At 63.3% G+C, this 15771-nt stretch carries 11 protein-coding genes; 3 read left to right on the forward strand and 8 right to left on the reverse strand.

Annotated features, from left to right (window positions below):
• Nucleotides 1-18 precede the first annotated feature (18 nt).
• The 8 genes from folD to ACZ2G3_RS11215 all read right to left on the reverse strand — a co-directional run bounded on the left by folD (nt 19) and on the right by ACZ2G3_RS11215 (nt 12054).
• Nucleotides 19-939, reverse strand: coding sequence for a bifunctional methylenetetrahydrofolate dehydrogenase/methenyltetrahydrofolate cyclohydrolase FolD (folD, locus tag ACZ2G3_RS11180; protein ID WP_470396021.1), 921 nt, complete (start codon nt 937-939; stop codon nt 19-21).
• A 1091-nt stretch (nt 940-2030) separates the two neighbouring features.
• On the reverse strand, nt 2031-3701 hold the full coding sequence (locus ACZ2G3_RS11185; protein WP_470396023.1) for a formate--tetrahydrofolate ligase: 1671 nt from the start codon (nt 3699-3701) through the stop codon (nt 2031-2033).
• Nucleotides 3702-3748: 47 nt separating this feature from the next.
• A complete protein-coding gene (gene glyA, locus ACZ2G3_RS11190) occupies nt 3749-5044 on the reverse strand; it encodes a serine hydroxymethyltransferase (RefSeq protein ID WP_470396025.1) in 1296 nt (431 codons plus the stop codon).
• An 18-nt stretch (nt 5045-5062) separates the two neighbouring features.
• Nucleotides 5063-7720: a phosphoenolpyruvate carboxylase gene (locus ACZ2G3_RS11195; RefSeq protein WP_470396027.1), complete on the reverse strand. Its 2658-nt coding sequence runs from the start codon at nt 7718-7720 to the stop codon at nt 5063-5065.
• Nucleotides 7720-8691, reverse strand: coding sequence for a 2-hydroxyacid dehydrogenase (locus tag ACZ2G3_RS11200; protein ID WP_470396029.1), 972 nt, complete (start codon nt 8689-8691; stop codon nt 7720-7722). Before ACZ2G3_RS11200 ends, ACZ2G3_RS11195 begins: the two co-directional genes overlap by 1 nt.
• Nucleotides 8692-8703: 12 nt before the next feature.
• Nucleotides 8704-9585, reverse strand: coding sequence for a succinate--CoA ligase subunit alpha (gene sucD / locus ACZ2G3_RS11205; protein WP_470396031.1), 882 nt, complete (start codon nt 9583-9585; stop codon nt 8704-8706).
• Entirely contained in the window at nt 9585-10781 is a 1197-nt protein-coding gene (locus tag ACZ2G3_RS11210; protein WP_470396032.1) for a malate--CoA ligase subunit beta, read from the reverse strand. Before ACZ2G3_RS11210 ends, sucD begins: the two co-directional genes overlap by 1 nt.
• Nucleotides 10782-10806: 25 nt before the next feature.
• The gene (locus ACZ2G3_RS11215; RefSeq protein ID WP_470396033.1) at nt 10807-12054 is read right to left on the reverse strand and encodes a pyridoxal-phosphate-dependent aminotransferase family protein; all 1248 of its coding nucleotides are present in this window, start codon (nt 12052-12054) and stop codon (nt 10807-10809) included.
• Between the two features lie 174 nt (nt 12055-12228).
• On the opposite strand from ACZ2G3_RS11215, the gene ACZ2G3_RS11220 reads away from it, so the two are divergent.
• The 3 genes from ACZ2G3_RS11220 to ACZ2G3_RS11230 all read left to right on the forward strand — a co-directional run bounded on the left by ACZ2G3_RS11220 (nt 12229) and on the right by ACZ2G3_RS11230 (nt 15217).
• Entirely contained in the window at nt 12229-12858 is a 630-nt protein-coding gene (locus ACZ2G3_RS11220; RefSeq protein ID WP_470396035.1) for a response regulator transcription factor, read from the forward strand.
• A 125-nt stretch (nt 12859-12983) separates the two neighbouring features.
• Nucleotides 12984-13958 (forward strand): HpcH/HpaI aldolase/citrate lyase family protein, encoded by a 975-nt coding sequence (locus ACZ2G3_RS11225; protein WP_470396037.1) that lies wholly within the window; start codon nt 12984-12986, stop codon nt 13956-13958.
• Nucleotides 13955-15217, forward strand: coding sequence for a glycerate kinase type-2 family protein (locus ACZ2G3_RS11230; protein WP_470396039.1), 1263 nt, complete (start codon nt 13955-13957; stop codon nt 15215-15217). Before ACZ2G3_RS11225 ends, ACZ2G3_RS11230 begins: the two co-directional genes overlap by 4 nt.
• Nucleotides 15218-15771 lie beyond the last annotated feature (554 nt).

Below are 15771 nucleotides of genomic sequence, written 5' to 3' on the forward strand. Positions count from 1 at the left end.
GGTAAGGACCGGTCGGCGTCACGCCACCGTTTCGGGTTCCGGCAAGCCATGAATGCGGCAGCAGGCGGTGAGGGTGTTGGCCAGCAGGCAGGCGATGGTCATGGGCCCTACCCCGCCCGGTACCGGCGTGATCGCGCCCGCGACATGCGAGGCGGCGGCGTAGTCCACGTCGCCCACGAGACGCTGTTTGCCTTCGCGTTCTACGCGGTTGATCCCCACATCAATGACCGTAGCACCGGCCTTGATCCAGTCGGCACCAATCATCTCGGGTCGACCGACTGCGGCAACCAGGATATCGGCGTTGCGGCAAATTGCAGTCAGGTCACGGCTGCGAGAGTGCACGATGGTGACGGTGCAGCTTTCCTTCAGCAAAAGCTGTGCCATCGGCTTGCCGACAATGTTGCTGCGCCCGACCACAACCGCGTTCAGCCCTGCGAGTGACCCAAGGCGATCCTTCAGCAGCATCAGGCAGCCCAGCGGCGTGCAGGGCACCATAGCCTTTTGCCCGGTGCCCAGCAGACCAACGTTCAGGATATGGAAGCCGTCCACGTCCTTGCTTGGGTCGATGGCGTTCATCACCAAGTCGCTGTCGAGATGATCTGGCAGCGGCAGTTGCACCAAAATGCCGTGGATTGCCTTTTCTTCGTTCAGCTGTTGCACCAGCGACAGCAGCGTCGCGGCATCGGTATCGGCCGGTAGCCGGTGCTCGAAGGAGGCCATGCCCGCGGCCTTGGTCTGCGCGCCCTTGTTGCGGACGTAGACGGCCGAGGCGGGGTCTTCACCCACCACGACGACTGCGAGGCCGGGGGTCACCCCATGTTCGGCTTGAAGCCGGGCAACCTCGACGGCAACCCGCTGGCGCAGGTCAGCGGCGAAGGCAGCACCGTCGATTTTTTCAGCTGTTGCAGGCGTTTCGGCCTGGGGATTGGCGGTGGTCATGGACGATCTCCTGATTTCAGCGCCGCCGCGGCGGCAACAACGGTGTAATGCAGCGATGCCTCAAACGAGCGCGAACCACAGATCGAAGACAGGCGCTTCCTTTCGCGCCAGACGATCGGGCCGTCGACACGCGATGACGTTGCAAGAGCCTTTGCTGCAATCCATGACGTTCATGTCCAGCATACGTAAACCTTCAACCATGGCGCCCGCGTGGGCGGCCGCGATATCGAAACAGACGCAAGCATTGGCCTGGTGCGACCGCGACCGACGAGCCGCGCATCGATCGCGGAGGTCTGGCAAGGTCATCGCCGGACCCCCCGGACACTTTGATCATCCTTGATTCCGGCGACAGCCATAGCGCCCCCGATTTATCGGCGCCTGCGACATGGCTTCTGGGCTTCAACCGGGACGCGGGTCGTGCGCCGGCAGCCGGGTGATCATGGCCGCGCCGCTGCGCGACCAATGCCAGCACCCAATTGGAGTCTTCCGTGATCATCACCGTACCGATCTGGTTCATATGCGGTGCATGCTGCTTCCACCACGCCTGCGTCCTCCCTCGGGGTAGCTAGAAGAAATCTCATGACTTTGACTGAAGGCGTCATATGTCTGTACCGGGTTTGTCACAGGCAGCCCTTCTCCCAGCCAATGTTGTATTACGACAGGCACGATGGCTGAACGAGCGTGGGTCAGGTACCCCGTTTGCCTGACCTCATTTCGATCCCAGTCAGCCGCGGTAACTGGTGAGCCAAGAGCAAGACGGCAGCTGCAGGAACCTGAGCTTGAGGAGTGGGTCGAGAACCAAGTCCGGTTGGAGTAAATAGCCTTGGCCATGCCCTCAAACAGCCACTGAAGTAATCGACCAGCTTCCAGCTCAGTCCTCTCAGGCTGGACCCCCGTGTGGCTGAATGCGCCAGACATGCCACCAGAACGCTTGGTCATTTCGGTTTCTCCCGCAACGAGCTTCATGCCCAGCTTCCTTCCCTGATGCTGAGGCTGCGTCATGCATCTTACGTTCTACCGTCAGCCTGATACGCAACACGTCATGGCGGCCGCGCAGGAATTAAGCCCCGACCAAGCACCACATCCAATGCCTAGAACAGCCCTTCAATCTGGCCGAGGTCGTTCAGCCCTATCGTCTCGGCTGCCGGATGGCGGGGCAGCCCTGGCATGGTCATAATCTGGCCGCAGATCGCGACGATGAAGCCAGCGCCAGCGTTCAGCCGTACTTCCCGGACAGGAATGACATGACCCTCTGGCGCGCCACGAATGTCGGGATCGGTCGTGAAGGAGTACTGGGTCTTGGCGATGCAGATGGGCAGACGGCCGTAACCTTCCTTCTCCCACAGGTCCAGTTGGGCGCGGACACCCGGCAGCGCCTCGACATGGGCCGCGCAATAGATGCGGGTGCAGATCGTCTCGATCTTCTGCCACAAGGGCATGGCGTCGGGATAAAGGTGCTGAAAGTCCGCCTCGCCTCCTTCCACCAGTTCGACGACCTGACGGGCCAGTTCCTCGGCCCCGGCAGAGCCCTTGGCCCAGTGCTGGCAAAGGACCGCCCTTGTGCCGTGGCGGGTGCAATAATCCTGCAACGCCTCGATTTCGGCGGGGGTGTCACCAGTGAAGTGGTTGACCGCGACAACCAGCGGCAGGCCGAAGCCGCGCAGGTTCTCGATATGGCGGCCCAGATTGGCGCAACCGCGCGTGACCGCGGCCACATCCTCGGTGCCCAGATCCGCCTTGGCGGTGCCGCCGTTCATCTTCAGCGCCCGGATGGTCGCCACCAGAACCACGGCTGCGGGTGCAAGACCCGCAAGGCGGCACTTGATGTCCAGGAATTTTTCGGCCCCTAGGTCTGCGCCAAAGCCTGCTTCGGTCACGACATAGTCGGACAGACGCAGCGCCGTGTCAGTGGCGATCACGCTGTTGCAGCCGTGGGCGATGTTGGCGAAGGGGCCGCCATGAACCAAGGCCGGGTTGTTTTCCAGCGTCTGGACCAGGTTCGGCTGCAAGGCGTCCCGCAACAGCACGGTCATGGCGCCGCAGGCCTTGAGGTCGCGGGCGGTGATCGGACGGCGGTCCCGGGCATAACCGACGACGATCTGGCCGAGGCGCGCGTTCAGATCATCCAGGTCGCGGGCAAGGCACAGAATGGCCATCACCTCGGATGCCACCGTAATGTCAAAGCCGGTCTGCCGCGAGAACCCGTTCGACACGCCGCCAAGTCCGACGACGATGTCGCGCAGGGCGCGGTCGTTCATGTCCATGACGCGACGCCACGTGATGCGGCGCGTGTCGATGTCCAGCTCATTACCCCAGTAGATATGGTTGTCGATCATCGCGGCCAGCAAGTTGTGCGCGGCCGTGATGGCGTGAAAATCACCAGTGAAATGAAGGTTCATCTCCTCCATCGGCACAATCTGGGCATAGCCGCCCCCGGCCGCGCCGCCCTTCATGCCGAAGTTCGGCCCCAGGCTCGCCTCGCGGATGCAGACCGTCGTACGCTTGCCGATACGGTTCAACGCATCGCCCAAACCGACGGTCGTGGTTGTCTTGCCTTCGCCCGCAGGTGTCGGGTTGATCGCGGTGACCAGCACCAGATGGCCGCGTGGTTGGTCGCCAAGCCCGGCGACGGCATGATGCGCGATCTTGGCTTTGTCAGGCCCGTATCGCAGGATGTCGTCATCGCTCAGGCCCAACTTGGCGGCAACTTTGGCGATGGGCCGTTTGTGGGCGGCACGGGCGATCTGGATATCGGTCGTCATCTGTCCCGGATCGAGCGGCGGATGTGATTTGGCAACATGAAACATGTCTACATTCCCTGATAGAGCGGGAACCGCGCGCAGAGTGCCTTGACCTCGGCGGCGACGCGCGCCTCGGTCTTGGTATTTCCTTCGGGACCGCCTTCGGCCAGCCCATCAACGATCTGCACGATCCACTGGCCGATCTGGCGGAAGTCCTCCTCGCCAAAGCCCCGTGTCGTGCCGGCAGGCGATCCGAGCCTTACGCCCGACGTCACCGTCGGCTTTTCGGGATCAAAGGGAATGCCGTTCTTGTTGCAGGTGATATGGGCGCGGCCAAGCGCACTTTCGGTGTCATTGCCCTTGACGCCCTTGGGCCGCAGATCGACCAGCATCAGATGGGTATCCGTGCCACCGGTCACGATATCCAGGCCGCCCTCCATCAACTCGTCCGCCAAGGCTTGGGCGTTGGTGACAACCTGTTCCGAATAGTCCCTAAACTCGGGCCGCAGCGCCTCGCCGAAGGCTACGGCCTTCGCGGCGATGACATGCATCAGCGGTCCACCTTGCAAGCCGGGGAAGATGGCAGAATTCACCTTCTTGGCGATGTCCGCATCGTTCGTCAGGATCATCCCACCACGCGGCCCGCGGAGGGTCTTATGGGTGGTCGTCGTCGCCACATGCGCATGAGGGAAGGGCGAGGGATAAAGCCCGGTCGCCACAAGCCCGGCGAAATGTGCCATGTCCACGATCAGATAGGCGCCCACCTGATCTGCGATCTGGCGCAGCCGGGCAAAGTCGATGATGCGCGGGATGGCCGATCCGCCAGCGATGATCGCCTTGGGCCGGTGTTCCTTTGCCAGCGTCTCGACCTGATCATAATCCAGTTGGCTGTCCTCTTTGCGAACCCCGTACTGAACAGCGTTGAACCATTTGCCCGACTGGTTCGGCTTGGCGCCATGGGTCAGGTGCCCGCCTGCATCAAGGCTCATGCCCAGGATGGTGTCGCCGGGCTTCAGAAGCGCCAGGAACACGCCCTGATTGGCCTGGCTGCCGCTGTTCGGCTGGACATTGGCGAAATCGCAGCCGAACAGCGCCTTGGCCCGTTCGATGGCCAGTTCTTCGGCGATGTCCACGAACTGGCAGCCCCCGTAGTAGCGCCTGCCCGGATAGCCTTCCGCATACTTGTTCGTCAGCACCGAACCCTGCGCCTCAAGCACCGCCCGCGACACGATGTTTTCCGAAGCAATGAGTTCGATCTCATCGCGCTGGCGGCCAAGTTCCTTGCGGACGGCGTCGAAGATCTGGGGATCGCGATGGGCCAGGTCTTCGTCGAAAAAGCCCGCTCTGACTGCGTGTTGGTTCATGTCATTCTCCCTTGTCGGTTATCCGGTCCAGCCTAGCGCGGTCGAGATGCAGTTCATCGTCTGCATCAGCGCGATAGCGTTGTTTGTGTTCGGCTGCCTGCGGTTCTCGTCCAACAGCCCGATCTGCAGGTCGTGGACCTTGGCCAGATCGGTTCTGACGCGTCCGAAACGGGTGGACATGTTGGTGAAGCGGTCGCCCAAGCCAGACGTCGCGGTCAGGAACAGGACGGCTGCGCGGCTGCGCCCGTATTCCTGGGTGATCCGGCCATGGATGTCGTCCCGTACCGCAGGATCCGTCACCAGCGCCGCGTATCTGGCCGCAATCTGCATGTCGGCGTGGAACAGCGACTTTTCGACCTCGTCCACGATCAGGCGGAAAACGCGAGATTCATGGAACATCCGCCGCAGCAGCGCGTCGCCGTCATCCTGCCGAAAGCGGCGGAAGGTGTCGATCGCCGACCCGAAGCCGTACCAGCCGCTGATCAGGTGCCGGTTCTGCGACCAAGCAAAGACCCATGGGATCGCGCGCAAGTCTTCCAGACTGCTGGCTCCGAACCGTCGCGCAGGGCGCGACCCCATCTTAAGCAGGCCCAACTCCTCGACCGGACTGGCCTGCGTGAAATAGGTGATGAAGCCAGGCCTCTGCAGCAACGCGCGATAGGACGTGAAGGACATGTCCGCCAAGGCGTCCATCGTGTCGTGGAATTCGGGCCGGACCGGTTCGGCAGGAGACATGAGGGACTGCGCCATGACCGACGATGCAAGCAGCTCCAGATGGTATTCAGCAGTGCCCCGATTGGCGAATTTCAGCGAGACGACCTCACCCTGTTCGGTGGTGCGCAGACGGCTGCCGACAGTGCCGCGGGGCTGGGCGGCAATCGCACGTTCGGTCGGCGCGCCGCCGCGGCTGACGGACCCACCCCGGCCGTGGAAGAAGGTCGGGCTCAGCTTGTGTCGGGCCAAGGTTCGGGTGATGCTGCGCTGGGCCTTTTCCAGCTCCCAAGTCGAGCAGACGAATCCGCCATCCTTGTTGCTGTCCGAATAGCCAAGCATGATTTCCATCTGGCCGTCATCGCCAAGGCTCCGACGGGCAAGGGGAACACGCAGCACCTGGTCCAGAACCTGCGGGGCCGCGCGAAGATCGGCGATGGTCTCGAATAAGGGTACCACGCGCAGGTCCAGCCGCTCCGACCCGAACCCGGCATAGCGCGCCAGCAGGAACACGCCCAACAGGTCGTCGCAGGACCGCGTCATCGACAGGATGAACGGCCCCATGGTCAGGGGGTCGGGCTCAAAACGCATCCGGTGCAACAGGCGCAGCAGGTCAAGGATCTCGACCGCTTCGTCGCTCAGCGCAGCAAGATCCAGTTCCGGCAGATCCTTTTGAACCAGTTCGGTCCGCACCCGCCGCGACCAGTCGGCGCTGCCATAGTCCGGCACATCGCCGGCGCATGACCAGATCTCGGCCAGCGCCCGCGTGGTGACCGACGAGTTCTGACGCACATCCAGCGTGACCGTCCGAAAGCCGAAGATCTGTGCCTGCAGGCGCAGCGGCTGGACCAGGCTGTGTCCCAACCGCGCGGCGCCGATGCTGGCAAGCGCGTCCTCGACCTTGCGAAGTTCCGAAACGAAGTCGCGGACATGGTCATAGGCCGGTCCACCCTGGCCTTTTGCCGTCGCGGCGATCCGATGTCGGATCGCGCTCAGTGCTTGGCGGAAATGCTCGCCGGGATTGCGCTGGCGTGCCGGGTCCGGCAGCGGTGCGGCGTCGATCACCGATTGCAGCAGGCCCCGCGCGTCCTGCGGCAGGTCGGCGATTTCGGAACTGATGCTCAGCCGCCGGATGGCCTGTGTCAGGCTCTGGTCATAGCGTTCCAGGATCGCCTTCCGCCCGGCTGCCAATGCGGCGCGGGTCGTATCTACGGTGACATGCGGATTGCCATCGCGATCGCCCCCGATCCAGGAATGAAACCGCACCATGGGGGTTCCGCATTCGTCACAGCCAAGATGCGGCGCGACCACCGCGTGAAAGCGTTGCAGGACGTTGGGCACAGCGTCAAACAGGCTGTCGCGAAAAAACTGCAGGCCCCATTCGACTTCCTCAAGGGGTGTCGGACGCCGGCGGCGCAACTCTCCGGTCAGCCACAGCAGATCAATCTCGGCCTCGAGGTCCGCCAGCAGATCCGCGCGTTCGCGCGGCGTCCAGCGGTCGGTTTCCAGGCTGACCAGCGCTCGATAGATCCGGCGGTGGATTTCCAGCACAGTCACGCGCTTTGCCTCGGTCGGATGCGCGGTCAGCGTCGGCCCGACGCACAGCCGCTGCGCCACGCGGCGCAGGTCGTCGGCATTCACCTCCAGGCAACTCAGCACGCGAGCAAAGCTGCCTTCGACGGCGGCGGGTCCTGCCTTCGTCTCGACCACGCGCCGGGCACGGGTCGCGGCGTTTTCATCGATGATCCGCAGAAGCTGGAACCAGATATCCAGCCCCTGCAGATAGGCCCCCCGATCAGCGCCCAAAGGCAGCGCATCGGTTTTGCCGAAAAGCAGCGGCATGATCTGCGGCGCCCGGCGGGCGATGACATTCTGCCACAGCCCCCTCAATTCGTCGCGCAGCCGCCCGGCATAGCCGTCGGCAGAGCCCGCGGGCTGGGCCTGCCCAACGAATGCGGCGTGCATCAGTTGACCCTGTCGCGCGGTTCGCGCCCTGCAAAGAAATCCTGAAGGTTGTCGATCACGCGAAAACCCATCGCTTCGCGCGCCTCGCGCGTAGCACTTCCCAGATGCGGCAGCATCACCAGCCGGTCCGTATCCAACAGTTGCGGGTTGATGGCGGGTTCGCCGTCAAAGACATCCAAGCCAGCGCCGCCGATCGTATCGAACCACAGCGCCTGCAACAGGGCCGCCTCGTCGATGATTTCGCCGCGGGCCGTGTTGATCAGGAAGGCATCGGACCGCATTCGGGCCAGACGCGCCGCGCTGATCAGGTGGCGGTTCTCGGCGCCACCGGGACAGTGCAGGGATACAAAGTCGCAGGCCGGCAGCATGTCATCCAGGCTCGTGACCTGTGTCGCCTGGCATTGGGCCAGGACGTCGGGCGCCACCGGGCTGCGGTTAAAGGCCAGGATTTTCATGCCAAAGCCGTGATGGGCACGCCGGGCCATTTCCTGGCCGATCCGACCATAGCCGACGATCCCCAGCGTCTTGCCCGACACCTTGGTGCCGACCAGATGCGTCGGCCGCCAGCCGGTCCATTGGCCCGCGCGCAGTTCCCGTTCGCCTTCGCCCGCGCGGCGAGCGACCATCAGCAGCAGGGTCATCGCCAGATCCGCGGTGCATTCGCTCAGCACGTCCGGGGTGTTGGTGACGACGATGCCGTGCTGGCCAACGCAGCCTAGGTCGATATGGCTGTAGCCGACACCATAATTGGCAAGGATGCGCGTCTGCGGCTTGTCGCAGTCCAGCGCGGCGGAGCCGATCCTGTCGGTCACCGTCGGCAGGATCGCGTCGTATTCCCGGATCGCAGAACGGAACTGGTCAGGTGTCAGAGGTCTGTCGTCCAGGTTCAACTGGGCGTCAAAGATTTCGGACAGGCGCGCCTCGACCGCCTTGGGCCAGCGCCGTGTGACAAGAATCCGGGGTTTTGCCATGGCTGTGCGATCCTATTGCAGCACGCGGGCGATGGTTGCCCCGATGACCGTCGGGTTTTCGGCCATGGCCACGCCTGCAGCCGCCAGGATCTCGACCTTCTCGGACGCGCTTTCGCCGAAGGCAGAGATGATCGCGCCTGCATGGCCCATGGTCCGACCCTTGGGGGCGGTCAGCCCGGCCACATAGGCCACGACCGGCTTGGTGACATGATCGCGGATGAACACAGCCGCCTCGGCCTCCTGCGGTCCGCCGATCTCGCCGATCAGGCAGATGGCGTGGGTGTCGTCATCATCTTGGAAATGCTGCAGAATATCGCGAAAGGACGAGCCGTTGATCGGATCGCCACCGATACCCACGCTGGTCGAGACGCCCAGACCCAGTTCCTTCAACTGTGCGGCGGCCTCGTAACCCAGCGTCCCCGAGCGGCCGACGATGCCGACATGGCCCGGCAGGTAGATACTGCCCGGCATGATGCCCAGCATGGCCTTGCCGGGGCTGATCGTGCCCGCGCAGTTCGGACCCGTCAGGATCATCCGCCGTTCCTTGGGATAGCGGTACATATAGCGTTTGACGCGGATCATGTCCTGCGCCGGAATCCCGTCGGTGATGCAGACGCAATAGCGGATGCCCGCATCCGCCGCCTCCATAATGCTGTCGGCCGCGGCGGGGGGCGGCACGAACACCAGCGTCGCATCCGCACCGGTCTGGGCCACCGCCTCCTTCACGGTGTTGAAGACCGGCACACCCTCGACCGTCTCGCCGCCCTTGCCGGGCACCACGCCGCCCACGACGTTGGTGCCGTATTCCAGCATCTCCTTGGTGTGGAAGCGGGCCATCTTGCCGGTAATGCCTTGGACAAGCACACGGGTATCGCGATCCAGAAAAATGCTCATCACACCACCTTCAGGTTGGAATTGCGATTGGTGTCGGAACGCCAGGCCGTCACGGCACGTTCAGCCGCTTCCATCAGCGTGGTGGCCCGGATCAGCGGCAGGCCGCTTTGCGCGATGATCTTCTGACCCTCCTTGACGTTGGTCCCTGCCAGGCGGACCACGACGGGAACGTCCACCGGTTCGTCGCGCAGCGCCCGCACGACGCCTTCGGCCACCCAGTCGCACCGGTTGATGCCGGCAAAGATGTTGACCAGGATCGCTTGGACCTTCTTGTCCGACATGACCAGGCGGAACGCCTTGGCCACCCGCTCGGGCGTGGCGCCGCCGCCGATGTCCAGAAAGTTCGCGGGCTCTCCGCCGGCCAGCTTGATCGTGTCCATCGTGGCCATCGCAAGGCCGGCACCATTGACGATGCAGCCTATATTGCCGTCTAGGCCGACATAGGACAGGCCCCGGTCGGCCGCGCGGGATTCGCGCGGGTCTTCCTGCGACTTGTCGCGCAGTTCCGATATCTGCGGATGACGGAACAGGGCGTTGTTGTCGAAGGTCATCTTGGCATCCAGCGCCAGGATGCGGTCGTCGCTGGTGACGACCAGGGGGTTCACCTCGACCATGGTGGCGTCAAGATCGCGGAAGGCGCGATAGCAGCCCAGCAGCGTCCGAACCATCTGCTGTACCATCGCGGGCTTGATATCCAAGGCGAACGCGATCTCTCGGCATTGGAATTCCTGAAGCCCGACGGCGGGTTCGACGGTCGCGCGCACGATGCTGTCGGGCCTCTCGGCCGAAATTTCCTCGATCTCCATGCCGCCTTCGCTGCTGGCGACGATCATGACCCGCTGGCTTGCCCGGTCCAGCACGAAGCCCAGATAGATCTCGCGGGCGATGGGCACGGCAGCCTCGACATAGACGCGGTAGATGCCCTTGCCTTCGGGACCGGTCTGATGGGTGATCAGCTTCTGGCCGAACATCCCCTCGGTCACGGCCTGGATTTCGGAATCGCTGCCGCAGATCTTGACGCCGCCGGCCTTGCCGCGGCCACCGGCATGCACCTGCGCCTTGATCACCCAGCGGTCCCCGCCCATCTCGCGGGCCCGATAGGCGGCCTGCTCGGGGCTGTAGGCGAGTGCACCCTGCGGGATACCGACGCCAAAGTTGCTGAGGATCTCCTTGGCCTGGTATTCATGAATATCCATTCTTGCCTCCTCCCAGAGGGTGTCGCTATTCGGCCGCGACCGCAGTTTGATAATGCCGTGCCAGACGGTCATTGACCCGTTCCATGTCAATGTCGGCGCCCATCCTGTTCAAGGCGTCTGCGAACAGATTGACGATTTCCGTGATCGCTTTCTGATTCAGCAGGTTCAGGATACCGATGCGCACCTGAACCGGCTCCGACAATGTCGGCCAGATGCCAAAGCCCGCGGCACGGCAGGCCTGGACCAGCTCCATCTCGCGTCCCGCCAGCGCGTCAGGCAGGTTCAGCACCACAAGTGAGGTCATGTTCGACGTGACATTGCAGCCCATCGCTGTCACCGCGTCACGCAGCGCAGCCTCGTGGAAGGCATAAGACTTGGCACGCTCGGCCACCGTCTGCTGCAACGTGATCCGCAGCGCCTCGTGAAAGGCGGCGACGGCATAGGCGCTGTGGGTGCGGTGATAGACGCCCTTTTCGACGTCCTTGCCGTCGACAATGCCCCAGTGCCGCGCCTCGAGGATTGGATGATGCACAAAGGTGCGGCAGCCGGTCTGGCGCAGATTGGCAATATAGCGTTCCGTGAACGATACGGGCGCATAGGTCAGCGGCAGGCAGCAGATGCCCTTTTGCGGGCAGGACGCCCATCCGTGAACGCCGGGATAATCGTCGATGCGGAAATCCTCGACGCCCAAAGACGAGACCGCATCCACCAGGCCCATCACGTCATGGCGCGCGCAGGCATCGGAAAAGGCACGCACATCGTTGATCCGGCCCGAACCCGTTTCCCAATGCGCCATCGCAGCCCATTTCGGCTTGTGCTGGACCAAGGCGGCCTCAACAATTTCGGCGGTAACGGATTGACCATGCGGCACGGTCACGATCTTGACCGATGTAGGTTGCGGGTTCATCGGGTTTGCCGCCAGTTCCTCCGCAGTGGCCGCCTTCATCCGCAGCGTCAGCCCATCGATCCCCGAGAAGGTGCCGTTGACGAAGACAACCACCCGGTCACCGGGCATGACGGCGCTGAACAGGCAATCTAGCCCGCTCCATCCTGTTCCGGCGACACCGAAGGTGTGGACGTTCCCGGTTCCCATGACCGTGCGCAGCATCAGCTTGCACTCGATCATGCCGCGCAGGACATCGGCCTGCATGTGGTCCGCCATGCCCGCGCTGGCAAAGCGCTGAAGGACACGGGCATCGGTATGTCCCGGTCCGGGACCTGCCGCGATGGTGGTGGGAATTTCCAACTGGGGGAAGATGGCCGCTTCGGTCATGGTACCTGCTCACGATATGGCTTCTCGTGCCTAGGAAACGCGCTGTGGACAAATGCCGCAACGTAACATTATGCTGCTTGTGGGTATCTAAACGGGTAGTAAATTTCCCACCCTGGTGGGTAGTGCGACTTTTTATTCCAGTGTGGGACTTGAGTTGAACAGGAAGACGGCCAAATGCGAACCACAGAGGCTGCCGAGAGGGCCATCGCAATCATTCTGGCCGACAGCAATCCCCTGGTCCTGTCAGCCTTGTCCGACGTATTCGAGGGGGACGAACGATTCTCGGTGGTGGCAACATGCGCCACAGCTGAAGGATTCCTTGCCATTGTGGAGCGGGTTCCAGCCCAGGTGGGGGTCGTTGAGTGGGGCCTGCCTCTGAAGGGCGCCGCACGCCTGATGGATAAATTAAGAGAAGAAGCCGTAGGCCCGCGTATCGTCGTTTATGGTGACCAGACCGGCGGGGCGCATCTGGGTGCGATGGGTGCAGGGGCTGCGGGCTTCGTCTCGCGCAGCGGTGCCGTCGGGACGCTGCTGGAAACATGCGTCGCTGTCGCATCGGGCAAGATGGTCTTTCCCTATCTGGATGTTCGCGAGCTGCAGAACAACCTGCTGCAAAACCTGTCGCGACGCGAGACGGACATGCTCGAAGCGCTGTCCAGGGGGCTGACGAACCGCGAGCTGTCGCGCGAGCTGGGCATCTCGGCCAACACCGTCAAGTTCCACCTATCCAACATGTATGACAAGCTGTCGGTCAAGAGCCGCACCCAAGCGATAGCCTACTACTACTCAAGTCGGACAGGCTAACTCTACATTTATAATCAGATGCTTAATATGGTTGCGAAATTTTCGGCCAATTTTGCTGCTTGACATGAAATATTATTTCTAACCTCTAAGGGGCGTCCCCACAGCACATGCCGGAGCATCAAGCCATGAGCTTTTTTCCTATCGAACAAGCCCCTGCCCGTCTCAATCGCAGCGAGCTTGCCGTACCGGGCAGTCAGCCGCAAATGTTTGAAAAGGCGGCCGCTTCCGAGGCGGACGTGATTTTCCTTGATCTGGAAGATGCGGTCGCGCCCGACGAAAAGGCCCAGGCCCGCAAGAACATCATCAAAGCCCTGAACGAGATCGACTGGGGCAAGAAGACCATGTCGCTGCGAATCAACGGGCTTGATACGCATTACATGTACCGCGATGTCGTGGATGTCGTCGAACAGGCCGGCGAGCGGCTGGACCTGATCATGATTCCCAAGGTCGGCACCGCCGCCGACGTCTATGCCGTGGACATGATGGTCACCCAGATCGAGGATGCCAAGGGCTACAAGAAGCGGATCGGGTTCGAGCACATCATCGAGACCGCCCTGGGGATGCAGAACATCACCGAGATCGCGGCAGCCTCCAAGCGCAACGAAAGCCTGCATTTCGGGGTGGCCGATTATGCCGCCAGCACCCGCGCCCGCACCACCATCATCGGGGGCGTAAACGAGAATTATTCGGTCCTCACCGACAAGGATGCCGATGGCGGCCGTCAGGTTCATTGGGGCGACATGTGGCATTACGCCCTTTCGCGCATGGTGGTTGCGGCCCGCGCCAATGGCCTGCGCCCGATCGACGGCCCCTTTGGCGACTTCTCGGACGCTGACGGCTACAGGGCCGCCGCCTATCGCGCCGCGGTCTTGGGCTGCGAGGGCAAGTGGGCCATCCATCCCAGCCAGATCGCGCTGGCCAACGAGGTGATGAGCCCCTCAGCCGCAGAGATCGAGCGCGCTCAGAAGATCCTCGCGGCCATGGCCAAGGCCGAGGCCGAAGGCAAGGGCGCGGTGTCGCTCGACGGGCGACTGATCGACTATGCCTCGATCCGCCAGGCAGAGGTGCTGGTCCAGAAAGCCCGCCAGATCGCGGCATGACACCGGCGCTTGCCGAGATGCGCGCCCTTGCGCGACATCTTTACGATGAGGCCGTTCGCGCGGCCGATCCCGCGCTGGCCGTCCGCCGGCATTTCGACAAACACCCTCCCGCCGCGTTGCCGGCGGGGGCCCGCCACATCCTGATCGCGATCGGCAAGGCCGCCCCCGCGATGCTGGCCGAGGCCATGCAGCACCTGCCTGCGCCGCGCTTGGCGCTTGCGGTGACGCAATACGGCAACGACCGGGCGGTCCCCGGCGCCACTGTGCTGACGGCGGGCCACCCAGAACCGGACGAGGCGGGCCTGCGCGCGGGCCAGAGCATCATCGAGATGCTCCACGAAGCGGGGGCGCAGGACCGGATCTATGCGCTGATCTCGGGCGGTGGTTCGGCGCTGGTGCCGGCGCCGCGTCCGCCCCTGACGCTGACTGATAAGCAGCAGGTGAACCGCCTGCTTCTCGCCAGCGGGCTCGAGATCGGACAGGTCAACCTGATCCGCCAGCAGCTCTCGGATCTAAAGGGCGGAGGTTTTGTGCGCCATGCCGCCCCGGCTCCCGTCACCGCGCTGATCCTGTCCGACGTAATCGGCAATGACCTGGGCGCGATCGCCAGCGGCCCTACAGTCGCCCCCTTGGGCACCGCGCAGGACGCGCTGGACCTGCTGGCGCAGCGCGGCCTTCTGGAGAAACTCCCCCCTGCGACCGTCAGGCTGTTGACCGAAGGGCGCGCGGCACCGCCCGTACCCCTTGCGGACAACCATCTGATTGGTAGCAACGAACGCTCTCTTGCGGCAATGCGAGATGCGGTGCCGCCGGAATGGGCTGCGCAAATTACCAGCAGGAACCTGCTGGGCGATGTGTCCGACGCCGCTGCCCGCATCGCCGAGGCGGCCGCGCATGCGGGCAGCGACAGACCGCAGGTTCTGATTTTCGGCGGGGAAACCACCGTGACCCTCCGCGGGAGCGGCCAAGGAGGGCGCAACCAGGAATTGGCGCTGCGCGTGGCCATGATGGGCCGCGACTGGGGGCGCCCTTGGGTGTTTCTCAGCGGCGGTACGGATGGCCGCGACGGGCCGACCGACGCGGCCGGCGGCTTGGTGGACGGCGCCACCCTGGACCGGATCAGGGCCGCAGGCGCCGACTGCGCCTCGCTGCTGGCCAACAATGACAGCCACGCGGCACTCTCCTCGTCCGGTGATCTGCTTGTGACGGGCGCCACCGGCACCAATGTGGCGGATGTCCAGGCGCTGCTTCTGGCCTGAACGTGAGATAACTCGAAAAAAATGAACATTTGGGGATAAGTGAATTCTCCGTACCATGATGCTGTGATTGTCGCGAGCGAGGAGAGGACCATGACGAGACGACCGCGCAAGAACCTAAGCCACTCCTTCAACGCGAGAATAGCGGCGGCTGGTGATTGATCTGACGGCAAGGCTCATCGTCAGCGCTCAGGCGAAGCTACTGGGGTTTAGTCGAGGCAGCGCCTGTGGTCTCGCTCTGTTTCCTCGGACACTCAGGCGGTTCCAGTTCAAACTTTGATGACCAGCTGGCACCGTTCACACAGAGCATGTTTTGCAAACGCAAACGCGGCATACGCCGAGCAGCCGTGCGCGTCTTAGCTGATGCTTTCTGCCCATCTGCTCCGAAGCGGCAGGCGCTCGATCCCGCGAAGGAGAATGAACAGGGCGACCCGGCTGCCTAACCGGCACGCCTTGGTTTGGCCTGCGGGTCCTTCCGGTGCAGTGTCATATGCGGTGGGCTTAGTCGCGCAGGTTCGGCAGATGGGGGGCAAAATCGGGGTTCGCACCGGGTTCGC

The sequence above is a fragment of the Paracoccus sp. KKT209 genome (assembly GCF_055635455.1).

What these genes read in the sequence shown, in the direction of transcription:
- sucD (WP_470396031.1), bottom strand. Translation starts at nt 9,585, where the DNA reads ATGAGCATTTTTCTGGATCGCGATACCCGTGTGCTTGTCCAAGGCATT.
- ACZ2G3_RS11200 (WP_470396029.1), bottom strand. Translation starts at nt 8,691, where the DNA reads ATGGCAAAACCCCGGATTCTTGTCACACGGCGCTGGCCCAAGGCGGTC.
- ACZ2G3_RS11195 (WP_470396027.1), bottom strand. Translation starts at nt 7,720, where the DNA reads ATGCACGCCGCATTCGTTGGGCAGGCCCAGCCCGCGGGCTCTGCCGAC.
- ACZ2G3_RS11225 (WP_470396037.1), top strand. Translation starts at nt 12,984, where the DNA reads ATGAGCTTTTTTCCTATCGAACAAGCCCCTGCCCGTCTCAATCGCAGC.
- ACZ2G3_RS11210 (WP_470396032.1), bottom strand. Translation starts at nt 10,781, where the DNA reads ATGGATATTCATGAATACCAGGCCAAGGAGATCCTCAGCAACTTTGGC.
- ACZ2G3_RS11215 (WP_470396033.1), bottom strand. Translation starts at nt 12,054, where the DNA reads ATGACCGAAGCGGCCATCTTCCCCCAGTTGGAAATTCCCACCACCATC.
- ACZ2G3_RS11185 (WP_470396023.1), bottom strand. Translation starts at nt 3,701, where the DNA reads ATGACGACCGATATCCAGATCGCCCGTGCCGCCCACAAACGGCCCATC.
- ACZ2G3_RS11220 (WP_470396035.1), top strand. Translation starts at nt 12,229, where the DNA reads ATGCGAACCACAGAGGCTGCCGAGAGGGCCATCGCAATCATTCTGGCC.
- ACZ2G3_RS11230 (WP_470396039.1), top strand. Translation starts at nt 13,955, where the DNA reads ATGACACCGGCGCTTGCCGAGATGCGCGCCCTTGCGCGACATCTTTAC.
- glyA (WP_470396025.1), bottom strand. Translation starts at nt 5,044, where the DNA reads ATGAACCAACACGCAGTCAGAGCGGGCTTTTTCGACGAAGACCTGGCC.
- folD (WP_470396021.1), bottom strand. Translation starts at nt 939, where the DNA reads ATGACCACCGCCAATCCCCAGGCCGAAACGCCTGCAACAGCTGAAAAA.